Origin of the sequence: Rhizobium sp. PvP014 (assembly GCF_017876855.1) — a bacterium.
Lineage (GTDB): Bacteria > Pseudomonadota > Alphaproteobacteria > Rhizobiales > Rhizobiaceae > Neorhizobium > Neorhizobium soli.
Genome location: NZ_JAGIOT010000002.1, coordinates 3428810 through 3450696 on the forward strand (window position 1 = coordinate 3428810; position 21887 = coordinate 3450696).

The window sequence follows — 21887 nt, forward strand, 5'->3', positions numbered from 1 at the left end:
CTGTTTCTGGCAATATTTCTTGAGGGCAGGCGGGGCAGGCGATGGCAAAGACACTCGGACCGGTAAAACGAAAATTCTCTCCGTGGACCGATACGGCGTCGGTGCCCTTCATCCGCTTTGAAAACATCACCAAGCGCTTCGGCAATTTCACCGCCGTCGACAATCTGACGCTCGATATCTACGAGAGGGAATTCTTTTCGCTGCTCGGGCCGTCCGGCTGCGGAAAGACGACGCTGATGCGGATGCTGGCAGGCTTCGAGGAGCCGACGGAAGGCCGCATCCTTTTGCAGGGCAAGGACATTTCCGGTGTTCCGCCCTACAAGCGCCCGACCAACATGATGTTTCAGTCCTACGCGCTCTTCCCCCATATGTCGGTTGAAAAGAACATCGCCTTCGGCCTCAAGCAGGACAATTTGGCCAAGGGCGAGATCGATACCCGCGTCGAGGAAATGCTGAAGCTGGTCAAGCTGGAGCAGTTCGCCAAGCGCAAGCCGGCACAGCTTTCCGGCGGCCAGCGCCAGCGCGTGGCGCTGGCAAGGTCGCTCGCCAAGCGTCCCAAGGTGCTGCTGCTCGACGAACCACTCGGCGCGCTCGACAAGAAGCTGCGCGAGGAAACCCAGTTCGAACTGATGGATATCCAGCAGACGCTGGGCCTCACCTTCCTCATCGTCACCCACGACCAGGAAGAGGCGATGACCGTGTCCGACCGTATCGCGGTCATGGACAAGGGCATCATCATGCAGGTGGCAACGCCTGCCGAAATCTACGAGGCCCCGAACAGCCGCTACGTGGCGGACTTCATCGGCGATATCAACATCCTCGAAGGCACGGTGACGCAAACCGATAGCGCGCTCGGCGCCCTCGGTCTGGTGCGGATCGACAGCGACGGTCTGAGCGTTGCCGCAGAACAGGAATGCCAGGCCGTCAAGGGAGATCACGTCGCCTACGCGGTCCGCCCGGAAAAGGTGCGCATTTCTCAGGAACAGCCCGCCGATACGTCCCTCAATGCGGCCTATGGCGAAGTCTGGGACATCGGCTATCTCGGCGACTTCTCGGTATTTCTCGTGAAGATGGAGGACGGCCGTATCGTCCGCGCCGCGCAGGCCAACGTCTCGCGCCTGGTCGATCGGCCGATCACCTTCGGCGACATGGTGTGGCTGACCTGGTCACGCGATGCCGGCCTTGTGCTGACACGATAGGGAGCGCGATCATGGCCGATACGACAGCCGACAATCCGCATGCCAACCCGGCCCGCTGGCTGGTCGTCGCAGTGCCCCATCTCTGGCTGCTGCTGTTCTTCGTCGCGCCCTTCCTGATCATCTTCAAGATCTCGCTGTCGGACACGGCGATTGCCATGCCGCCCTATACGCCGGTCTTCGGCGGCTGGGGCGCCATCAGCGATTTCGTCTCCGAGCTGGACATCGAGAACTACCTGTTTCTCACCGAGGACCCGCTTTACTTCCAGGCCTATATGTCGTCGCTGCGGATTGCCGCGATCTCGACGTTCTTGCTTCTCCTCATCGGCTATCCGATGGCGCTTGCCATGGCGCGCGCACCCAATTCCATCCGGCCGATCCTGCTGATGCTGGTCATCCTGCCGTTCTGGACCTCGTTCCTGATCCGCGTCTATGCCTGGATCGGCATCCTGAAGCCGGACGGGTTGCTGACGCTCGCCTTGCAGACGATCGGGTTGATGGGACCTGACGAACAGGTGGAGATCTTCCGAACCGACACGGCCGTCTTTATCGGCATCGTCTATTCTTATCTGCCCTTCATGGTCCTGCCGCTCTATGCGGCGCTCGAAAAGATGGACAATACCCTGCTCGAAGCGGCCAACGATCTGGGCTGCCCGCCGTGGAAGGCGTTCTGGAAAATCACCTTCCCGCTGTCGCTGCCGGGTGTGATCGCAGGTTCGATGATCTGCTTCATCCCGATCACAGGCGAATTCGTCATCCCGGATCTGCTGGGCGGCGCCGATACGCTGATGATCGGCAAGACGCTGTGGACGGAGTTCTTCAGCAACCGCGACTGGCCGCTTGCCTCGGCCGTAGCAGTGGTCTTGCTCCTGATGCTGGTCGTGCCGATCGCCATCTTCCAGAACCAGCAGAAGAAGGTGGCGTGAGATGACAAAGAACCGCCTTGATGCCACCGTCCTGACGCTTGGCTTCGCCTTCCTCTACATCCCCATCATCATTCTGGTCGTCTACTCGTTCAACGCCTCGCGGCTCGTCACGGTCTGGGGCGGCTTCTCGCTCAACTGGTACGTCTCGATGTGGTCGAACCAGGGTCTTATGGATGCCGCCTGGGTCACGGCCCGCGTCGGTCTGTTGAGCGCCACGTTCGGTACCATCCTCGGCACGCTGGCCGCGCTGACGCTGGTCCGCTACCAGAAGTTTCCGGGAAAGATGCTGTTCTCAGGCATGATCTATGCGCCGCTGGTCATGCCGGAGGTCATCACCGGCCTGTCGCTGCTGCTTCTGTTCGTGGCGATCGGCGTCGATCGCGGGTTCTGGACCGTCATCATCGCCCATACCACCTTCACCATGTGCTACGTGGCGATCGTCGTTCAATCGCGGCTTCTCACCTTCGATCGCAGTCTGGAAGAGGCAGCGCTCGATCTCGGCTGCCCGCCGGTCAAGACGTTCTTCCAGATCACCCTGCCGCTGATCCTGCCCGCCGTCATCTCCGGCTGGATGCTCGCCTTCACCCTGTCGCTGGACGACCTTGTGATCGCAAGCTTCAACACTGGGCCAGGTGCCACCACGCTGCCAATCAAGATCTATTCGCAGGTGAGGCTCGGTGTGACGCCGGAGATCAACGCAATCTGCACGATCCTGATCGCGCTGGTGACACTCGGCGTCATCGCCACCTCGATCGGCACCAAGCGGGCCGAGGTCCGGCGCATCCGCGACGAGCATATGGCGCTGCGGACCGGCAGCTGAACTTTCAGGGCGTGCGTCATTCGGTGATCTTCGGCGCGGGCTTCGCGACCGGCCAGATCACCGGGTTCTGCCAGGATCCCCCGATGAAAAAGTGGGTGGCATCCGGGCGGCCAGCGGCAGCGTCCCCGCTGGTTGTCCCGCTGGAATCTGTGAGCACACCGGCAGAAAGCGCGAGGCTGTTATTGGCATAGGGCACGATGCCGTTGAGCGTAATACGCTCGTTGGTTCCAACGATCAGCCCGTTGCGGATATCGGCTAAACCATCGGCGACGGTGACGTTAATATCGACACTCTGGAATTCGTAAGCTCCTGTCCCTGCTTCGCTCAGCGTGAAATAGGGTTTTTGGGTCGCCAGCCGTCTTATGCCTGCCATGTCCACACCGGGCAGAGTTCCGCTGCCGGCACGAAAGCGCAGAGATCCTTTGGCGTTGCGCAGCGTTTCCGCCGTCACCGGTCGCGCCACGTCCAGCGCCAGTTCGAGCGAGCCCGAGGCGCCGGGTAGCGGGGCCGTCAGGCCAAGCCGGCTGATCACGCTGGCGAAGTCGGCGTCCTGTACGGAGAGCCTTATTGCAACGCCGCCCGTTTCCCCGTCCTTGATCGTCGCGATGCGGCCGGTCAGTCGTCCGTTTTCGAAATCGCTGTCGAGAATATCGATCCGTGACTGGTCACCGATATTCATGATGCCGACGGCAACTTCGCTGAGTTGGAAGGGGCCGATCTCGACGCTTTGTGCGGATAGCCTCAAATCCAGCTCGAGCCGGTCGCGCAGTCTTGCGGCGGGATCGCTTTTGTCGAGAAGTCGCGGCGCGATCTCGGCCAGCATCGGCAACACGTCGCGGGTGTTGAGGGCGAGCGTCCCGGTCAGCCGCGGGGGAGCATCCGCCGGCATGGTCAGGTCCAGAATGCCGCTTGCCGTGATGTCGTCGATACCGAGCGACAGGCTTTCGAACCGCATCGCCGTATCGTTGGTGATCAGCCGCGCCTTCACGGAGAGCTGCTTCAGCTTTTCCGTGCCTGGCAGATCGAACCCCATCCACTGCATGGCTTTGGCGCCGTCCGCCGTTGCAAATTCGGCATCTCCGGACAAAAAGCCGTGGCTCGCGAGGTTGACGACGCCGCTGAATTTCGCGTTGAACAGGTCCGACTGGATTGAGCCTGATGTGCTACTGCTGCGGCCCGAAAACAAAAGCAGAGGCTGGCGCGAGGTGATATCGGCCGTGACCCTGCGGCCGGCAATCGTTGCCTGGCCCTTGAAGCTCGCGCTGCGTGAAAGATAGGACCAGTCGATCTCGCTGTCGATCCGGTCGACCCGGACGATGCGGCCATCCTCTTCGTTGGTAATCTGAAGCGTGCCGTTCTCGATCAGGACATCGCCGATCGGCGCATCATTCGAATTGTCCAGCAACTGACCGGTGCCATCGCTTTTGACAGCGCGAACGGCGCGGCTGAGCAATCCGTCATTGGTCCAGTCCAGTCGCCCATCCGGTTTGCGCAGCACGAAAAGCTGCGGGTCCTTGAGGTGGAAATCCTTGAATTCCGGCTGACCCACCAGCGCGCCCAGAAGATCGAACGACGCCGACAGTTCACGGACGCTGCCAAGCATGCCTTTCTTGCCATGATCGATGTTGCGAACCATTACATCGGAGAATGTGATGCGCGGCTCCGGCCAGAAGGCAAGCGACGGCTGTCCGCCGATCGACACGTCGTGGCCGATCCATTCCTCGACGGCGCGCTCCATTCGTTCCCGTACCAGCACGGTCGAAACAAGGAAGGGTGCCGCGAGCTGGAAGGCGACGAAGAGGCTCAGCAGCGAGACCAGAACGATCAAGGCGATGCGCGTCCGCTTCCCTAAGGGGCGTCCGAAGGTCCTACGCAGCTTTCCGTCTGTCTCGTTGGGCATGGCTCACGCGAATATAGGAAATGCCGGCGTCGCGCAAATGCAGCAAGCGCGCGCTCCCGTGCTTTATCCCCTTCGATCGCATGATATACAGACGGTCAGGGACGCGCCTGTGAACGGCATAGGAGGAGAATTGCATGAGTGAGCAGCAGCCGCTTTGGTCGCCATCGGAGGAGACGTTGCGGACAGCACCGCTTGCCCGCTTCATCGTCTGGTGCAGCGAGCGGTATTCAATCGGTTTTGAGGATTACGACGCATTCCACAGCTGGTCGATCGAACAGCGCGGCGATTTCTGGTCCGCCGTCTGGGATTTCTGCGGCGTCAAGGGCGACAAGGGCGACGTCTACCTGGACGACGATGGCGAGATGCTCGCCGCCCGCTTCTTTCCCCATGCACGCCTGAACTTCGCCGAAAACCTGCTTGCCGGCAGCGGAGCCGACGCGAAGACCTCGGACGCTCTGGTCTTCTGGGGCGAGGACAAGGTCAAGGACCGTTGGTCCTGGGAAAGGTTGCAGGGCGAGGTGTCAAGGCTTCAGCAGGCATACCGCGCACTCGGCATCGGCAGGGGAGATCGCATCGCCGCGATGATGCCGAATATGCCTGAAACGATCGCCTGCATGCTGGCAGCAGCCTCTATCGGGGCAATCTGGTCTTCCTGCTCACCGGATTTCGGTGAACAGGGCGTGCTGGACCGGTTCGGACAGATCGGCCCAAAGCTGTTCATCACCTGCGATGGCTACTGGTACAACGGCAAACTGCAGGATGTGTCGGCAAAGGTCGACGCGGTTTCAAAGACGCTCGGCGTACCGGTTCTGGTCGTGCCCTATGCGGGGTCGCAGGACAAGGATGCCGCTCCGCTCGCAAAGACCCTCTCCGACGGCCGCGCGCTTGCCGATTTCCTGGCGCCATTTACGGCACGGACCGTCGAATTCGAGCCGCTGCCGTTCTCGCATCCGCTCTACATCCTGTTTTCGTCAGGCACGACCGGCGTCCCGAAATGCATCGTCCACTCGGCCGGCGGCACGCTTCTCCAGCATGTGAAGGAACATCGGCTGCATTGCGGCATCGAGCCGGGTGAAAACCTGTTCTATTTCACCACATGCGGCTGGATGATGTGGAACTGGCTGGTCTCCGGTCTCGCAGTTGGCGCCACACTCTGCCTCTATGACGGTTCGCCCTTTGCTCCGGATGGCAACATCCTGTTTGACTATGCGGAACAGGAGCGGTTCGCCGTTTTCGGCACGTCCGCGAAATATATCGACGCCGTGCGCAAAAGTGGCATCGTGCCTGCGCAGAGCCACGATCTGTCCACCCTTCGCCTCGTGACCTCGACGGGCTCGCCGCTATCACCGGAAGGCTTTTCCTTCGTCTATCAGGGCATCAAGAACGACGTCCATCTCGCCTCCATCTCCGGTGGCACGGATATCGTCTCCTGCTTCGTGCTGGGCAATCCGCTGAAGCCGGTCTGGCGCGGCGAGATCCAGGGGCCGGGACTCGGCCTTGCCGTGGATGTCTGGAACGACGAGGGCCAGCCGGTGCGTGGCGAAAAGGGCGAACTGGTCTGCACCAAGGCGTTCCCCTCCATGCCGCTGATGTTCTGGAACGATCCCGACGGTCAGAAATACCGAGCCGCCTATTTCGAGCGGTTCGACAACATCTGGTGCCACGGCGATTTCGCGGAATGGACGTCCCATGGCGGCATCGTCATCCATGGCCGTTCCGATGCAACGCTTAATCCTGGCGGGGTTCGGATCGGCACGGCTGAGATCTACAATCAGGTGGAGCAGATGGACGAGATCGCCGAAGCGATCTGTATCGGCCAGGACTGGGACGAGGATGTGCGCGTCGTGCTGTTCGTCCGGCTGGCGGACGGACTGACGCTGGACGACCGACTGACCAGGGAGATCAAGGCGCGTATTCGCGCAGGCGCCTCGCCACGGCACGTGCCGGCAAAGATCATCCAGGTCGCCGATATTCCCCGCACCAAATCCGGCAAGATCGTCGAACTTGCCGTGCGCGATATCGTTCACAATCGGCCGGTGAGAAATCGGGAGGCGCTTGCCAACCCGGACGCGCTGGAGCTGTTTGCCAATGTCGCGGAGTTGCGGAATTGACGGCCATCAGGTGCCCTGTGCCATTGCGGGTCGCCGTTCCTGCATTGCCGGAACTGGTATTGGTTTTTAACGGCGTGTTAAGCCTCGCCCGCCAAAACTGATCCGGCATGATACTTTTCGTGTAGGGAAGATGAGCAAGGCTCAGGCTTTGCTGATTAGGAAGTCTTCCGTCACTTTTCGAACAGCATCAATTCCAGGCAGCCTCAGGGCTGCCTTCTTTTTACGTGCGTTCAGTTGGCAAGCACCCGCTGCGGCGGAAAGGTGATTTCCACCAGCGTTCCCTCGTTCGGCGCCGAGCTGATCGAGAAGGCTGCCTTGTTTGCATCCACCATCGCCTTGGTAAGCGGCAGCCCGAGACCTGTTCCGTCGCCACGCTTGCGGGCAGCACCGGCAACCTGCCGGAAAGGCTTCATCGCAAGTTCCAGTTCCGCCCGGGTCATGCCGATCCCTGTATCCCGGATACGCAGCGCCACGCTCCCATTCGGCTCGTAGGCGGTCGACACCACGATCTGCCCGCCCGATGGCGTGAAGCGGATCGCATTCGACAGAATGTTGAGTGCGATCTGCTTGACCGAGCGCAGATCGGCCACGACCTGCGGCACAGCCTGCGACAGCGCGGTGCGGATGATCACCCGTTGGCCGTTTGCCTGCGGCTGCACCAGCGACACGGCTTCCGATATCGTCTCGTTGAGGCCGACTGCGACGAAATCTAGTTCCATCTCGCCGGCTTCGATTTTCGAGATGTCGAGAAGGTCGTTGACGATGTCGAGTACGTGGCGACCGGACCGACCGATGTCGTTGGCATATTCGATATAGCGCGGATGGCCGATCGGCCCAAACCGCTCGCCGGCCATCATGTCTGAAAAGCCGATGATGGCGTTAAGCGGCGTGCGGATCTCGTGGCTGACATGCGCCAGGAAATCGCTCTTGTGCGCGTTGGCTGTCTCGGCGGCGCGCTTTGCCGTGCGAAGCTCGTCTTCGGTGCGCTTCCACTGGGTAATATCGCGGATCACGGCGCAATAACCGTTCGACGAGGTCAGCTTGCCGATCGTCATAAACAGCGGCAAGAACCCGCCGGACGCTTCGCGACCGATCACCTCGCGGCCATCGTTCAGCACGCTGGCAACGCCATGCCCGGCAAGTCCGGAAAGATAATCGACGATCGCCCGCTGGCTTTCATGGGCAAACAGCATCACGAACGGTTTGCCGTCGATTTCTTCCTGATCGTAGTTGAACAGCGCGCTTGCCGCCCTGTTCACCGAACGGATCTCGCCATCCGCACCGATCAGCACGACGCCATCGGTCGCAGTTTCCAGGATTGCACGCAACTCTTCGACTTCCACCTGCAGCCGGACCAACTGGTCGGCAGGGCGGACCGTGCGGGCAACCGTGCGGATTTCCTCGCCCGGGTGATCGGACAGCGAGTTTGCTTCCGACGCGTCGGATGTCGTCGGCATCAGCGCCAGCATCAGGGCCGTCGTGTCGTCCCAGCGAACCGATTGCAGACGTGCGGTCACCGGCAGGATCTCGTCGTCGGCACGCACCACCACCATGCCGCTTGGTCTCGCACCATCGCCATCGAAGTCCTGGCGCTGCAAGAGGGCATCCAGACCGCCGACCTCTTCCAGTTCCTCAAGTGATGCATAGCCGGTCAGCTTGAGGAATTCCGGATTGCAATGGATCAGCGTGTCGCCGTTGTGAACGAGCAGTGCCACCGGCATCTGGTCGACAATCTCGGCGGAGAGGCCGATGCGCTCGCGCACCGGGATCATGCTCAGCAGAGGGACGTCGGATGGCTCGACATGCTCTGGCTCCGGCGCAACATCTGCGGGCTCAAGCATTGGCGCAGCCGGGATTTCCGTGCCAGCGTCGTCCTCGCTGTCGCTCTGGTTCTCGTTTGCAGCGACAGGCGGGAAGTCCGAGGCGAAGTGGTCGTCAACAGCGCTGCCGTCGAGATCCGTTTCGGATGCCTCGATGCTATGGCCTTCGTCACCCGCCTGAGCGACAATCTCAGCCTCATCCGACACGTGGTCTTCTGCGGCCGGTGCCTCTTCGGCGGAAAGCACCTCTTCTTCGGATGCCATGTCTGAAGCAGGCTGCTCCTGCCAAGGATTGGTCACATCAGTCTCATCTGCCACTGGCTCTGAAACGTCAGTATTCTCCGCGGAAATCTCGCTTGCGGGGGAAGCTTTGCTCGGCGCTGGTTCAGTCGGCGCAGTCTCGGCGTTTGCTGGCGTTTCTTCCGTTGCGCGGTCGAGCTGGCGCCCAATCTCGCGGAAGGCCGCCTGTTCGACCGGCGTCAGGCGGGCGCGGTGTTCTTCGAGCTGGATGACCTTGTCGGACTGGCGACGGCCGGGGTTCTCGACCAGCCGCAGCGCAGGACGCTCACCGGCTGGCCACTCGAGCGGGGCAGCGTCGGAACGGTCGCTATCGGAATAGGTGGTTCCGTAGATGGCGCTATCAGACGGGGACGTTGCTTCCGGCTCCTCCTGTTGCGCTTCCGTCGCCACCGGGCGGTCTTCCAGAACGTCGGAGACCTGCTCGGCGTCATCGGATGGCAGATCGGCGGCGTTTACCGCGTCCTCGATGCCCGGTTCTTCAGTCTCCTTGACCGCTTCATCCTCGACCGTCGTCGGCGAGAGCGTCAGGCCGGTGGCGTCAGGATCATCCTTGGCGTCGGCGATCCGCACGATGCCGAAGCCGCGGAAGCCGTCGAATTCGCGACTGCGGGTATAGGTGGGCAGTGCCGCCAGATCGACCGGCACGACAAGTGCCGTGCCCTCTACCGGCCACCAGATGGTTTTGCCCGACCAGGTGTCGCGCTTGCCGAGCAGTTCGGTGATGCGCCCCTCGGGATCGAGATGGAAGAGAGCGGCGAGGTCGGAAAACGCCATGCCGACAACATCTGCCGCATGCGGTCCCACGGCCTTGGCGAATTCGCCCGAGACCTCTGTAAACTGCCCATCGGCATCGATCTTCCAGACGAAACGCACAGCGCGTGAATCGCGGCTGAACACAAAGCCTTCGACGTCGCCGGATGCATCGGGTTCAACGACCGTATTTTCGGGAGCCGCGACCGATGTCAGAGCCTGCTCGCTCCGTGTTTCGGCCGGCTCGGATGCTTCCGCAGCTTCCGGTGCCGGAAAGAGGTTTTCCGCGATCTCGTCCGAGGCTTCCGCGATCTCATGCGCCGGAATGTCTTCGACAACATCCTCCGACTCGATGTCTTCGGCAAATGCTTCCGGAGCGGGCTCTAGATCGACTTCTTCACTCTCCGGCTCTACCGCCGCCGCTTCTTCAACTGGTACGTCGCCATCGACCGGCGCGTCAGCAACCGTAGCTGCGTCGTTAACCGCGGTTACCGCAGCCTCTATTTCCGCAACCGGCTCCGGCTGCTCGGCGGGCTCGGAATTTTCTTCGTCCGCCGCAGTCTCTTCAATCGCGACCGTGTTGATCTCGGTTGCCTCTGCCGCCGTCACGGTTTCAGGAAGCTCGAACTCTTCCTGAGCCTCAACATCGTCCTCGATCGCGGCAAGGGCGTCGATGACGGCGGTCTCGTCATTGGGCACCATCGCAACGACGCCGGGATCAACCAAGGTTTGCGGGGTAACCGCGTCATCGGTCGCCATATCGACAGTGAACAGAATGTAGAGGGCAGGGGCGTCCGAAAGCTTGCCGATGGCAGCCGGAAGGTTGCCCTTGGCGGTCGTGATCGGCCGTTTGGCAAGCCGGCTGGGATCGGCGGATGCCGTTGCCGAAAGCGTCGTGATCGCCGCTTCCGATATGTCGAGACTTTCAAAACGCTCGGAGGCAGCAGCAACCTTGCCTGCCGCGTCAACGATAGCGATATGGGTGTCTGCTTCCTCGAAGCCCTCGATCATCCGCTCCGCACGCTCGGCGATCGTTGCAAGCTCCCGCTCGGGTGCTGCCGAAAACAGAATGGCCCGCTCGCCATGGACTTCGACAAGTTCACAGGCCCCGCGAAGCACGACCCGTTGGAAACCGGAAATAACGCGGACTGCGAGGCCTCTTGTATCGCCGACCTTGGCAAGCTGGCGGGCGGTTGCCTCGACCTGACGAAAGGCCACGTCGGCGCGGTTCGGCCCCTGATCGATCAGGTCGTAGATCGAGCCAAATCCGAAGAGCGCTGCACCGCGTCCGTTCGCCCACAAAGGCATGCGCATGTCGGAGGAAAACAGCACGATTCCGTCGCCCGCTGCAAAGCGTTCCCTGACGCGCTCGTGGACGGCGATGTCGATGAAAGGGTACTGTACAGAGGACATGAACGACCTGTCGGTTAACTACCGGCATTCCTGAGAGACTTAATCCTTCGTTAATACCTTGCCCCCCTTCCGGGGTCCACAGGCCGACTGGTTAAACCTCCGTCAGGGTTAACGGCGGCGCTTTTGTGCGCCGCACAAATTCGTTGCGCGGCACAACGTTTGCGATTATATTTCAGGCATCCAACTCCGGCTTTTGCCCATTTAAAAGTCGGGGTAGAGCCTTGGAGGAGCTTTCGCGATGACACACGGCACAGAAGAGATGTTTTCGTTTTCCGCTTTCGATCCCATGAAGCTTGGCGAACGCCTTCGCGACCTTACCGGGCAGGGCGCAAGCCAGTCCAGTGAAGCCTATGCTAGGATGAAAGCCGCGACAGAGGAAGCCACCACGGCGGTGGAATCCACAGTTCACACGGCCCAGTCCGGGTCCGTTGAACTCGGGCTGAAGGCAATGGAAGCGTTCCGGTCCAGTGCGGATCTGTCACTCTCGCATATGCAGGCGCTGCTCGGCGTCAAATCAGCGTCGGAATTCTTCGAATTGCAGACCTCGTTCATCCGCCGTCAGGCAGAGGCGACGGTCGAGCAGGCAAAATCCATGCAGGACATGGCCCGCCAGCTTGCAGAAGACGTGTCGCGGCCGGGCAAGGAAGCTGCCGAAAAGGCAATGGCAAAATTCCGAACCGCTTGATAGCGACCAGCGCATCACGCCCGTATTCCATGGCCGCCGACTGGGCGGCCATTCCATTTTTGGCTTCGTTCTCTCAAAAGGGGCTTGCCAAACGCTGCCGATGGCAGTATCTGCACCGGCGACGCGATTTAGGCGTCTCGTGCGGTTGTAGCTCAGTTGGTTAGAGCGCAGGCTTGTGGCGCCTGAGGTCAGTGGTTCGACCCCACTCAACCGTACCACTTCTTTTCCTGGAATTTCAGATCAGTGAAGCGGCTTGTCGCCGGCAATCCGCATGGCGTCCTGAAACACACGGCCGAGCCTGGCCCGTTCTTCACCCAGTTGGACCAGGGCCTTGTTGAACCGCCGCGCTACGGCAGCATCGATATCGCTCCGCCGGACCTGGTTTGGTTTCTGGCCATCCTGCGATTTGACAATCATCGGGCGACCGATGTTTTCCTGAAACTGCGCCAATGTCATGCCCGCCTTCAGCAATAGCGTGCGCATATGAGTCCTGTTTTCGGTCGCTAGCGTCAACCGGAAAGCATTGACCAGCGAGTCCTTGGAGGCCGGCAGGTCGCGCACGTCGAAGAGGTCGTTCTTCGTCTCGTGTTCGCGTAAATAGGTCAGGTGAAGCTCCACAAGGCGATGCGCCGCCTCGAGAATGTCAGCATCGGTACTTCCGGGTATACCCAGATTTTCAAAACGTTTCGAACTCGACTGATGCATATTGACGTCCCTATTCGAGCAGAGAACGCGCGAAGACTGTTTTTGTTCGAAAAAGCGGCAAACAACGGGCTCGGATCTGCGACGACGCTCAACACTTTTTGTTGCAGTGCAGCGAATGCCCTTGCCGTGGGGGCATCAATGCATATCTATTGTGCTCTGGCGGCACCAAAATTGTGCAGTCGAACTTCGGGCTGCTTGCCCCCTTCACTGCCTAGCGGCAGATTTTGACGGAAGGAAGATTACCATGACGGTTTCCATTAATAACTTTCGTGCCTCAACAGAACAGGTTCTCGCACCGGATCAGGTGGCTGGGTTGATTGCCCAGGCGCGCCAGGCTGCCGGCTACAGCATCGACGATCTTGCCGTTACGACCGGATTGGTCACGGACGAGATCGTGGGTATGGAGAACGGCACGGATTTCGATCCTGCCAAGTTGAAGCGCATCGCAAATGCCCTCAAGATGCCGATGTCGGTTCTGAAGGCGTCGTAATCGGAGACGTCCGGCCTATCATGCTGGACGCTGTGAATGCTTAAGGCCCGCTTCTCGCGGGCTTTATTTTTGTCCGGACGGCGGTTTCCACACGAAGATCCGCGCTTCCTCCTGAATGACTTCCCGCAGGAAATCCGCGACGGTTCGAACCCGCACCAGGTTCCTGGCCGTCTCGTGATAACTGCTCCAATAGGCCCGGCGAATGGAGATGTCCGGAAGGATGCGGGTCAGGTTCATGTCCTGCGAAGCGACATAGTCGTGCAGAATGCCGATCCCGGCGCCGGACCGCACCGCTTCGATCTGGCCGATTGCGCTCGAAATCTCGAACCCGGCATCCCAGTTGCGCATCACCTCGCCGGTGAAGTTCAGCGACGGGGAAAAGATCAGGTCTTCCACATAACCGATCCGCGCATGGTCCTTGAGCGCCTCGATACTGTCGGGCGCGCCTGCGTCCTGGAGATAGGCTTTCGAGGCGTAGAGCCCGAGCGTGTAATCCGTCAGCCGCGATGAGACCAGGCGCCCCTGTTCTGGCCGGTCGATCGTGATTGCGATATCCGCTTCCCGTTGCGACAGCGAAAACGAGCGTGGCACCGGCACCAGTTGCAGTTTAAGCTGCGGATGCCGCTTCGTCAGCATTCCCAGGCGCGAGGCCAGGAAGTGCACGCCGAACCCGTCGGGCGCGCCGACCCGCACGGTACCGGCAATTGCCGCGTCGATCCGGCCGGTGCTTGCCTGCGCGTCCAGCATTTCCGTTTCGATCCGCTCGGCGGCCCGCAAAAACACCTCTCCCTCCGGCGTCAACTCGCAGCCATTGGTGCGGCGGATCAGCAGCCGCGTGCGCAGATCCTCTTCCAGCGCTGATATCCGTCGCCCGACCGTCGCATGATTGATCCCCAGCCGACGGGAAGCCGCCAGGATCTGTCCGCTGCGCGCAACAGCCAGGAAAAGCCGCAGGTCATCCCAGTTCATCGTTACCTCCAGGGCGGGTATCGTTGTGTCGAATTCTGCACAACGGATGCGTAAACCATGGCGTTGCCTTGTGCAAATTGACGCGTATCCTCGCCAATTACAATTTCAAGAAGGAGGATCACCATGTACGAGATCGGTCATTTCATCGGCGGCAAGCATGTTGCCGGCACGAGCGGGCGCACGGCCAATGTCTTCAATCCGGCAACGGGCGAAGTCCAGGCGACCGTGGCGCTTGCGAGCGATGCGGATCTGAATGCAGCCGTCGAGAATGCCAAGGCTGCCCAGCCGAACTGGGCCGCCACCAACCCGCAGCGCCGAGCCCGCGTCTTTATGAAGTTCGTCCAGTTGTTGAATGACAACATGGATGAACTTGCCGAGATTCTGTCGCGCGAGCATGGCAAGACGATCGAGGATGCGAAGGGCGACATCGTTCGCGGTCTTGAAGTCTGTGAATTCGTCATCGGCATCCCGCATCTGTCCAAGAGCGAGTTCACCGAAGGTGCCGGTCCGAACATCGACATGTATTCCATTCGGCAAGCGGTCGGCATCGGTGCCGGCATCACGCCGTTCAACTTCCCGGCGATGATCCCGATGTGGATGTTTGCACCCGCGATTGCCTGCGGCAATGCCTTCATCCTGAAGCCTTCCGAGCGCGATCCGTCCGTGCCGATGCGTCTGGCCGAACTGATGATCGAGGCAGGCCTTCCGGCCGGCATTTTGAACGTCGTCAACGGCGACAAGTCCGCGGTCGATGCGATCCTGACGCATCCGGATATCTCTGCCGTCTCCTTTGTCGGCTCGACGCCGATCGCCCGCTACGTCTACGGAACCGCCGCCATGAACGGCAAGCGCGCACAGTGCTTCGGCGGCGCGAAGAACCACATGATCATCATGCCGGATGCAGATCTCGACCAGGCCGCCAACGCCCTGATGGGCGCCGGTTACGGCTCGGCCGGCGAGCGCTGCATGGCGATCTCGGTGGCTGTCCCTGTTGGCGATGAAACCGCCAATCGCCTGATCGAGAAGCTGACGCCGATGGTCGAATCCCTGCGCATCGGCCCCTACACGGACGAAAAGGCCGACATGGGCCCGGTCGTCACCAAGGAGGCCAAGGAGCGTATTCTCGGCCTGATCAACAAGGGTGTCGAAGAGGGCGCAAACCTCGTTGTCGATGGCCGCGATTTCAAGCTGCAGGGCTATGAAAACGGCAATTTCGTCGGCGGCTGCCTGTTCGACAACGTCACGCCCGACATGGACATCTATAAGACCGAAATCTTCGGCCCTGTCCTGTCAGTGGTGCGCGCCAAGACTTATGAGGAAGCGCTCGACCTGCCGATGCGCCATGAATACGGCAATGGTGTCGCGATCTATACCCGCGACGGCGATGCCGCCCGCGACTTCGCCTCGCGGATCAATATCGGGATGGTCGGCGTCAACGTTCCGATCCCGGTGCCGCTCGCCTATCACTCCTTTGGCGGCTGGAAGTCCTCGTCCTTCGGCGACCTCAACCAGCATGGCACGGATTCGATCAAGTTCTGGACCCGCACCAAGACGGTAACCAGCCGCTGGCCCACAGGCATCAAGGATGGCGCCGAATTCGTCATGCCCGTCATGAAGTAAGCCCGACTGTCGAATAGACACGCTCCGCCGCATTCTCGTGCGGCGGAGACATTGACCTCTTCCTAGGCGCTGCTAATTTACACATTCGTGTGAGGGGGAGTGTTCATCATGAATTACGAGTGGGACGTTTCGCGCGCGCGCCGCATCCGCCTGGCAAAAATCGGCATAACGTTTCTGGCGGCGACCTTCCTGTTTGCAGTTCCAGTCTGGTTTGCGGTACACATGGGCCTTGCCGGATAATGCCGGCAATAAAGCGCGTCATCGGCAACGCAGCGTTCAAGGGCAATTTCGCAAACTTTGGAATTGTTCAAAACTAGCAAACCCACTATGTATGGGGCCGTGACGAGTCTCGGGAGACGAATATGCGCCTGACAAAGCAGACCAACTACGCCGTTCGCATGCTCATGTACTGTGCTGCGAACGAGGGGAAGCTCAGCCGCATCCCGGAGATCGCGCGCGCCTATGGCGTGTCCGAACTGTTTCTCTTCAAGATCCTGCAGCCTTTGACCAAGGCCGGCCTGGTCGAGACCGTTCGCGGCAGAAACGGCGGTGTTCGCCTCGGTCGCGCTGCCGACCGTATCACTCTGTTTGATGTGATCCGCGTGACGGAAGACAGTTTCGCGATGGCCGAATGTTTCGAGGAGGGCGTCGCCGAATGTCCTCTGGTCGATAGCTGTGGTCTCAACTCGGCACTTCGCAAGGCGCTGAATGCCTTCTTCGACGTGCTGGCAGACTATACGATCGACGATCTGGTCAAGGCGCGCCCGCAGATCAACTTCCTGCTCGGGATCGATCCGCCGCCGGCAATCGCCAAGATGGTCGCGGCACCGGCCGCCTGATCTCAATACAGATCTCATCGCAGCATCAGTTTAGCGGCCCGGCAGGTTGACCTCCGGGCTGTCTTCTTTAGGAGTAGGCAACGTTTCCTTTATTGATGGCCCCTTGAGCCTGGCTCCGGGTGGTCACCCAGATATTCGTTGCCATGCCCTTTTCCCAACTGCTTGAATTTGCCCTGACCGCGCTGGTCGGTGCCGGCGGTGCGCTGATCGCCGCGATGATCGGCTTCCCCGCTCCCTATCTGATCGGTCCGGCGCTGGCCGTGTCGCTTGCGGGTATCGCAGGCCTCACCCTCTCGATCCCGAAAATCGTCCGGAACGGCTGCTTCATCGTCATCGGCATCTCGATGGGGGCGACCGTCACGCCCGACATCCTGGTGGCGATCAAGCGCTGGCCTCTAAGCTTCGTGATGGTCATAGTTACCGTCACGGCCCTGCTTTACGTCGCGGCCTGGGTCATGCAGCGTTTCTTCCATTACGACCGCACCACGGCTTTCCTCGCAGCTTCGCCGGGACATCTGAGCTACGTGCTCAGTCTTGCCGCTGACATGCGTTGCGACCAGCGAACGGTCGGCATTTCCCAGAGCGTGCGCGTCCTTCTGTTGACCATCAGCGTGCCCCTGATTGTCACAGCATTCGATCTTGGCGGCGGAGATAGTGTCGCTCAGGTCATCGCGATGGACCTGCCGATGCTGTTGGGCATCCTTGCGATCTCGACCGTCATCGGCATGCTCTTCCTGCGCTGGAAGCTTCCCGCAGCCCTTCTGCTCGCCGGCACACTGGTTTCGATCTCAACCCACGTGACATCGTTCGCCACCGGTGGCGTTCCCTCCTGGCTCATTGTCCCCGTCTATATCCTTCTCGGCGCCAACATCGGAACGCGCTTTTGCGGCATCTCGCTTCTCGAGGTGCGCACAGCCCTCGTATCCGGCCTCGTGGTCACGGTGATCGTCTCGGTCATGGCGGCGGCCATGGCCGGCACCGTCTCGTATGTCCTGGACATACCGCTCGATGCGGCCTTGATCGCGTTTTCGCCCGGCGGGTTGGAGACCATGGCGGCGATGGCGGTCATGCTGCATGCCGACCCGACCTATGTCGGCGCCCATCACGTCCTGCGCCTGATCTTTCTGTCGATCCTGATGCCGTTTGCGCTCGGGCGCGATGAAACGGGTCCGGGCAAGTCCGCGACTGGCGTTGAAGATCGCCGGGACTTGTGATCTGTCGCTCAATGCGGTTGAAGGAGACCGGCTGTCGATATCAAAGAGGAGCAACCAATGAGCAAACAGGCTGGCAGAGCCATCATCGTCATGGGCGTCAGCGGCGCTGGAAAGAGTTCCGTCGCTGAGCGTCTGGCAGAGAGCCTGAATTGCCGCTTCATGGAAGGCGACAGTCTGCATCCGCAGTCCAATGTCGACAAGATGGCGCAGGGAACTCCGCTCACCGATGAAGACCGCTGGCCCTGGCTCGACGTGATCGGCGAGAAGATCGCCGAGGCTCTCGCGCGTTCAGAAGACCTCGTGGTGACCTGCTCTGCACTGAAAGTCGTCTACCGCGAACGGCTGCGCAGCGCTGCGGGTGGCAAACTGACCTTCGTGTTTCTCAAAGGAAGCCAGGAGCTGTTGAGCCGCCGGATGGGCGAGCGCAAGGGCCATTTCATGCCGACGTCTCTGTTGCAAAGCCAGCTCGCCACGCTGGAAAGCCCCGAGGGTGAAGCAGGCGTCGTGACCGTCGACATTGACGCCACGCTCGACCGCATCGTGGCAGATGCCGTAGCGGGGCTGACGGATACGATATGACACGCGATCCTAATTCAAGATAAACTGTTTGAGTGTCGAATTATTTTCAAAATTCTAATGCTTTCGGTGATCCGACATGCCTGACTTGCCGTACAACGCAAACTTATAATGTAACTATGCTGCCAGGTGCCTCTCTTATCGCCCCGTCCAGTATAGGCAACAGGGCGTACGGAGAGAGTTGCGGATGCGAGATTCGATGCAGAGTGCAGGCGGGAGTTCACTTCGTCGGGTACCGAAACAGGAAAGAAGCCGCGAACGCATTGATGATATCCTGAAGGTCTCGATGGAGCTGATCGGCGAAAAGGGTATCGATGCGGTCACGATGAAGGAGATTGCGTCTCTTTCAGGCGGTCCCATCGCCTCCGTCTACCAGTATTTCCCCAACAAGTCGGCGATCATCGCCATGCTCCATGAGCGCTATGTCGAGGAAGTCCGCGGTATCATCGTCGGACATATTCCGCAGATCTCGACGGCTGAAGACGCGCTGGATGCAACGGACGTTCTTTTCGACCTCTATTACACCCGCATGCGCGAAAAGCCGTCGACGCAGGATCTGTTGAACGCCATCCAGGCCGACAAGGCGCTGGCAGACCGTGACATTACCGAAACCCGCTTCCAGGCCGACCTCTTCTTCGAGATCACCAAGCGGTTCGTCAGCGAACAGCTTTGGGAGAACTACGCCCGCACACTGTTTCTTATGTTCCACATGGCCGCGGCAACATTGCGTCTGGCGCTGATGGTGACGGAAGACGAGGCAGCCAAAATCGTTGCACAGTTCAAGTCGATCGTGCGGGCACAGTCGACCTATTACTTCAAAGGCAGTTTTCCCGTATCGTTGTAAGCTACAGCCCGAGTTTGTCCCGCATGCCGTACCACCATGCTCCAAGCGCGGTGAGCGGCACGCGAAACGCCCGCCCGCCCGGGAAGGGTAGGTTGGGCAGGGATGCCCAGGTATCGAACCTCTCCGCATGGCCGGCCACCGCTTCGCCCAGGATCTTGCCGAGCAGATGCGTGGTAGTCACGCCGTGACCGCTGTCGCCGTGCGAGAAGAACACGGTGTCGGAAAGCTTGCCGACATGCGGAATGCGCGTCAGCGTGAGGGCAAAGTTGCCGCTCCACGCGTAGTCGATCCTGACATTCTTCAGCTGCGGGAAGGTCTTGAGCATGTTCGGGCGGATCACGCCCGTCAGGTCCTTCGGGTCGCTGCCGCCATAGCCGATGCCGCCACCGTAGAGCAGACGGTTGTCGGCGGTGCGGCGATAGTAATCGAGAATGTAATTGGCATCCTCGACGCAGTAATTTGCGGGCAGAAGGCTCTCGATCAGGCCCGCATCCAGCGGCTCCGTCGCCATCACCTGGCTCGAAACCGGCATCATCTTGCCATGGATCTCCGGCAGCAGCGGCGATAGATAGGCGTTGCCGCACACCAGTACATAGGATGCGGTGACGCGGCCCCTGTCGGTTCTGACCACGGGCTTTGCCGTCTGGTCGATGCCCACCACCCGCGATCCCTCGAAAATCCGCGCGCCCAGGCTTTCGGCGGCTGCCGCTTCCCCAAGCACGAGATTGAGCGGATGGATATGGCCACCCTTCCTGTCGATCATGCCGCCGGCATAGCGGTCGCTTTTCACATAGCGCCCGACGTCAGCCTTCGAGACCATCTCCAGCCCGTCATGGCCGTGCTGTTCCCAGACGGCCTTGTGCAGCTCCATCTCGCGCACCTGCTTGTCCGTAAAGGCCGCGAAGAAACCACCGGGCACGAGACCGCAGTCGATCCCGTAGTGCGCCACGCGGCCGCGGATGATCTCGCCGCCTTCGAGCGACATCGCGCCAAGCTGCACGGCCTTGTCGCGCCCGTAGCGTCCGGCGATCGTTTCCAGATCGCGGCTATAGCCGTTGACGATCTGCCCGCCATTGCGGCCCGACGCGCCGAAGCCGATCCGCTCGGCCTCCAGCACCACGACGGAATAGCCGCGCTCGGCCAGTTCGAGAGCGGCCGAGATGCCGGAAAAGCCCGCGCCGATCACGCAGACATCGGCCTCGATCTCGCCCTCGAGGGCAGGGCGCACACGCTTGTCATTGGCCGAGGCGGCATACCAGGAATTGGCGTGGCGGGGATTGTCTGCGGGTTTGAAAGCCATCTTACACCGTCCTGATATAGGCGTCGTATTCGACGTCGGTCACCCGCAGAGAAAATTCCGACAGCTCCTGCTGCTTGCAGGCCGTGTAGAGCGACCGGTATTTCGGCCCGAGCGTCGCGTAGGCGAACGTGGAGCGGGAAAACTGCTGCAGCGCATAGTCCCAGTTGGTCGGCAGCGGTTCGTGGCTGATCGCATGGTCGTCGCCGGTAATCGCCCCGCCCGGATTGCGCTTTTCCTTGATGCCGGCAAGGGCTGCACTGAGGATCATCGCCAGCACAAGATAGGGATTGGTGTCGGAACCTGCAACGCGGTGCTCGATGCGGGTCGCCGGCTTCGACGCGGTGATGACGCGCACGGCGGCCGAGCGGTTGTCGAAGCCCCAGGAGGCATAGGTCGGGGCATGTTCGGAAGGGCGCAGGCGCCGGTAGGAATTGGCATGCGGGGCAAACACCGCCATGCTTTCCCCCATGTTTTCCAAAAGCCCGCCCACCGAATGAAACAGCGCCTCGGACGGCCCGTTCTCGCCCATATAGACATTGCGGCCGTCGCTATCGATCAGCGAGAAATGCACATGCATGCCGCTTCCGGCCTGCGTGCCATAGGGCTTTGCCATGAACGTCGCGTCGAGATCGTTGGCGCGCGCCACGCCTTTGACGATCCGCTTGAGGAGCACCGCATAATCGGCAGCCTTCAGCGCGTCTGGCACGTGGTTGAGGTTGATCTCATACTGGCCCGGGCCGTTTTCCCGCAGTGTCGTATCGGCCGGTATCCCTTGCGCCCTCGCTGCGGAGGCGATGCCGTGGAAGACATCCTCGAAATCCTGCAGCTCGGAAATCGAGAGCACCTGTGTCTGGCCCGTATGCCAGCGGCCCTCGCGTGAATTCGGTGGCCGCACCGGGTCGATCGCCGAACGGATCGGGTCGATCAGGTAGAATTCCAGCTCCGTCGCCACGACCGGCGTCAGGCCGATCCGCTCGAAACCTTTGAGAACATTCGCCAGCACCTGGCGCGGATCGCCGTAAAATCCGGTCCCGTCCTGCTCGTTCATGCCCAGTAGAACCTGCGCCGTTGGCCGCTTCAGCCATGTCACGCGCGACAGTGTGTCGGCGATGGGAAAGCAGATGCCATCCGGATCACCGGTGCCCTCCGCAAGGCCCGCGGCATTGACGTCGCGTCCCCAGACGTCGAGCGCGTAGACCGAGCGCGGCATCGCCATGCCCTTCGAAAGCACGTCGAGCGCTCGTTCGCGCGGGATCCACTTGCCCCGCGGCACGCCGTTGACGTCGATCACGAAGGCTTCGAGAACCTCGATATCGGGATTGTCATCGAGAAAGGTCCGGGCTGTATCGATCGTATCCATGAAAACACCGGTAGCCCAGACTTTCTCCTGCCGCTAGACCAAATGAAGA

18 protein-coding genes and 1 tRNA gene are annotated in these 21887 nt (G+C 60.8%); 13 read left to right on the forward strand and 6 right to left on the reverse strand.

Annotated features, from left to right (window positions below; translation table 11 throughout):
- Positions 1-41 precede the first annotated feature (41 nt).
- Genes J3A65_RS21065 through J3A65_RS21075 form a run of 3 tightly spaced genes read left to right on the forward strand, consistent with a single transcriptional unit; the run spans position 42 to position 2942 of the window.
- Positions 42-1199 carry an ABC transporter ATP-binding protein gene (locus tag J3A65_RS21065; protein WP_209903215.1) on the forward strand — a complete coding sequence of 386 codons (1158 nt, stop codon included), beginning with the start codon at positions 42-44 and terminating at the stop codon, positions 1197-1199.
- Positions 1200-1210: 11 nt separating this feature from the next.
- Entirely contained in the window at positions 1211-2122 is a 912-nt protein-coding gene (locus tag J3A65_RS21070; RefSeq protein ID WP_209903217.1) for an ABC transporter permease subunit, read from the forward strand.
- A 1-nt stretch (position 2123) separates the two neighbouring features.
- Positions 2124-2942, forward strand: coding sequence for an ABC transporter permease (locus tag J3A65_RS21075; RefSeq protein WP_062453767.1), 819 nt, complete (start codon positions 2124-2126; stop codon positions 2940-2942).
- A 16-nt stretch (positions 2943-2958) separates the two neighbouring features.
- On the opposite strand, the gene J3A65_RS21080 is transcribed toward J3A65_RS21075, so the two are convergent.
- Positions 2959-4842 carry an AsmA-like C-terminal region-containing protein gene (locus tag J3A65_RS21080; protein WP_281064426.1) on the reverse strand — a complete coding sequence of 628 codons (1884 nt, stop codon included), beginning with the start codon at positions 4840-4842 and terminating at the stop codon, positions 2959-2961.
- Positions 4843-4976: 134 nt separating this feature from the next.
- Here J3A65_RS21080 and J3A65_RS21085 point away from each other — a divergent pair, with 134 nt between their 5' ends.
- Entirely contained in the window at positions 4977-6953 is a 1977-nt protein-coding gene (locus tag J3A65_RS21085) for an acetoacetate--CoA ligase (protein WP_209903221.1), read from the forward strand.
- A 230-nt stretch (positions 6954-7183) separates the two neighbouring features.
- Here the strand turns inward: J3A65_RS21085 and J3A65_RS21090 are convergent, their stop codons facing one another.
- Positions 7184-11236 carry a PAS domain S-box protein gene (locus J3A65_RS21090; protein WP_209903224.1) on the reverse strand — a complete coding sequence of 1351 codons (4053 nt, stop codon included), beginning with the start codon at positions 11234-11236 and terminating at the stop codon, positions 7184-7186.
- Between the two features lie 238 nt (positions 11237-11474).
- Here J3A65_RS21090 and J3A65_RS21095 point away from each other — a divergent pair, with 238 nt between their 5' ends.
- Together J3A65_RS21095 and J3A65_RS21100 are read left to right on the forward strand one after the other, a co-directional pair.
- Positions 11475-11921 carry a phasin family protein gene (locus J3A65_RS21095; RefSeq protein ID WP_209903226.1) on the forward strand — a complete coding sequence of 149 codons (447 nt, stop codon included), beginning with the start codon at positions 11475-11477 and terminating at the stop codon, positions 11919-11921.
- A gap of 141 nt (positions 11922-12062) precedes the next feature.
- Positions 12063-12139: transfer RNA gene (locus J3A65_RS21100), tRNA-His, on the forward strand.
- Between the two features lie 22 nt (positions 12140-12161).
- Here J3A65_RS21100 and J3A65_RS21105 read toward each other — a convergent pair.
- Positions 12162-12626, reverse strand: coding sequence for a hypothetical protein (locus tag J3A65_RS21105; RefSeq protein ID WP_092661249.1), 465 nt, complete (start codon positions 12624-12626; stop codon positions 12162-12164).
- Positions 12627-12870: 244 nt separating this feature from the next.
- Between J3A65_RS21105 and J3A65_RS21110 the strand changes: the two genes are divergently transcribed.
- A complete protein-coding gene (locus J3A65_RS21110) occupies positions 12871-13116 on the forward strand; it encodes a helix-turn-helix transcriptional regulator (RefSeq protein ID WP_062579161.1) in 246 nt (81 codons plus the stop codon).
- A 63-nt stretch (positions 13117-13179) separates the two neighbouring features.
- Here J3A65_RS21110 and J3A65_RS21115 read toward each other — a convergent pair whose 3' ends face one another.
- A complete protein-coding gene (locus J3A65_RS21115; RefSeq protein ID WP_113166237.1) occupies positions 13180-14085 on the reverse strand; it encodes a LysR family transcriptional regulator in 906 nt (301 codons plus the stop codon).
- Positions 14086-14208: 123 nt separating this feature from the next.
- On the opposite strand from J3A65_RS21115, the gene J3A65_RS21120 reads away from it, so the two are divergent.
- The 6 genes from J3A65_RS21120 to J3A65_RS21140 all read left to right on the forward strand — a co-directional run bounded on the left by J3A65_RS21120 (position 14209) and on the right by J3A65_RS21140 (position 19178).
- On the forward strand, positions 14209-15705 hold the full coding sequence (locus J3A65_RS21120) for a CoA-acylating methylmalonate-semialdehyde dehydrogenase (protein WP_209903228.1): 1497 nt from the start codon (positions 14209-14211) through the stop codon (positions 15703-15705).
- Positions 15706-15813: 108 nt separating this feature from the next.
- On the forward strand, positions 15814-15945 hold the full coding sequence (locus tag J3A65_RS23520; RefSeq protein ID WP_256413688.1) for a hypothetical protein: 132 nt from the start codon (positions 15814-15816) through the stop codon (positions 15943-15945).
- Positions 15946-16067: 122 nt separating this feature from the next.
- On the forward strand, positions 16068-16544 hold the full coding sequence (gene rirA, locus J3A65_RS21125) for an iron-responsive transcriptional regulator RirA (protein ID WP_062453758.1): 477 nt from the start codon (positions 16068-16070) through the stop codon (positions 16542-16544).
- Positions 16545-16687: 143 nt separating this feature from the next.
- Positions 16688-17758, forward strand: coding sequence for an AbrB family transcriptional regulator (locus J3A65_RS21130; protein WP_209903230.1), 1071 nt, complete (start codon positions 16688-16690; stop codon positions 17756-17758).
- Positions 17759-17815: 57 nt separating this feature from the next.
- Positions 17816-18337 (forward strand): gluconokinase, encoded by a 522-nt coding sequence (locus tag J3A65_RS21135; protein ID WP_184654040.1) that lies wholly within the window; start codon positions 17816-17818, stop codon positions 18335-18337.
- 184 nt (positions 18338-18521) lie between these two features.
- A complete protein-coding gene (locus tag J3A65_RS21140) occupies positions 18522-19178 on the forward strand; it encodes a TetR/AcrR family transcriptional regulator (protein ID WP_062579167.1) in 657 nt (218 codons plus the stop codon).
- A gap of 1 nt (position 19179) precedes the next feature.
- On the opposite strand, the gene J3A65_RS21145 is transcribed toward J3A65_RS21140, so the two are convergent.
- Together J3A65_RS21145 and J3A65_RS21150 are read right to left on the reverse strand one after the other, a co-directional pair.
- A complete protein-coding gene (locus J3A65_RS21145) occupies positions 19180-20478 on the reverse strand; it encodes an FAD-binding oxidoreductase (protein ID WP_209903232.1) in 1299 nt (432 codons plus the stop codon).
- A 1-nt stretch (position 20479) separates the two neighbouring features.
- Complete coding sequence (locus J3A65_RS21150; RefSeq protein ID WP_062579169.1) at positions 20480-21838, reverse strand: glutamine synthetase family protein; 1359 nt, start codon at positions 21836-21838, stop codon at positions 20480-20482.
- Between the last annotated feature and the right edge of the window lie 49 nt (positions 21839-21887).

Coding starts and splice junctions, on each gene's coding strand:
- J3A65_RS21145 (WP_209903232.1), bottom strand. CDS start 20,478: ATGGCTTTCAAACCCGCAGACAATCCCCGCCACGCCAATTCCTGGTAT.
- J3A65_RS21065 (WP_209903215.1), top strand. CDS start 42: ATGGCAAAGACACTCGGACCGGTAAAACGAAAATTCTCTCCGTGGACC.
- J3A65_RS21140 (WP_062579167.1), top strand. CDS start 18,522: ATGCGAGATTCGATGCAGAGTGCAGGCGGGAGTTCACTTCGTCGGGTA.
- J3A65_RS21130 (WP_209903230.1), top strand. CDS start 16,688: ATGCCCTTTTCCCAACTGCTTGAATTTGCCCTGACCGCGCTGGTCGGT.
- J3A65_RS21105 (WP_092661249.1), bottom strand. CDS start 12,626: ATGCATCAGTCGAGTTCGAAACGTTTTGAAAATCTGGGTATACCCGGA.
- J3A65_RS21115 (WP_113166237.1), bottom strand. CDS start 14,085: ATGAACTGGGATGACCTGCGGCTTTTCCTGGCTGTTGCGCGCAGCGGA.
- J3A65_RS23520 (WP_256413688.1), top strand. CDS start 15,814: ATGAATTACGAGTGGGACGTTTCGCGCGCGCGCCGCATCCGCCTGGCA.
- J3A65_RS21075 (WP_062453767.1), top strand. CDS start 2,124: ATGACAAAGAACCGCCTTGATGCCACCGTCCTGACGCTTGGCTTCGCC.
- J3A65_RS21120 (WP_209903228.1), top strand. CDS start 14,209: ATGTACGAGATCGGTCATTTCATCGGCGGCAAGCATGTTGCCGGCACG.
- rirA (WP_062453758.1), top strand. CDS start 16,068: ATGCGCCTGACAAAGCAGACCAACTACGCCGTTCGCATGCTCATGTAC.
- J3A65_RS21070 (WP_209903217.1), top strand. CDS start 1,211: ATGGCCGATACGACAGCCGACAATCCGCATGCCAACCCGGCCCGCTGG.
- J3A65_RS21080 (WP_281064426.1), bottom strand. CDS start 4,842: ATGCCCAACGAGACAGACGGAAAGCTGCGTAGGACCTTCGGACGCCCC.
- J3A65_RS21085 (WP_209903221.1), top strand. CDS start 4,977: ATGAGTGAGCAGCAGCCGCTTTGGTCGCCATCGGAGGAGACGTTGCGG.
- J3A65_RS21150 (WP_062579169.1), bottom strand. CDS start 21,838: ATGGATACGATCGATACAGCCCGGACCTTTCTCGATGACAATCCCGAT.
- J3A65_RS21135 (WP_184654040.1), top strand. CDS start 17,816: ATGAGCAAACAGGCTGGCAGAGCCATCATCGTCATGGGCGTCAGCGGC.
- J3A65_RS21095 (WP_209903226.1), top strand. CDS start 11,475: ATGACACACGGCACAGAAGAGATGTTTTCGTTTTCCGCTTTCGATCCC.
- J3A65_RS21090 (WP_209903224.1), bottom strand. CDS start 11,236: ATGTCCTCTGTACAGTACCCTTTCATCGACATCGCCGTCCACGAGCGC.
- J3A65_RS21110 (WP_062579161.1), top strand. CDS start 12,871: ATGACGGTTTCCATTAATAACTTTCGTGCCTCAACAGAACAGGTTCTC.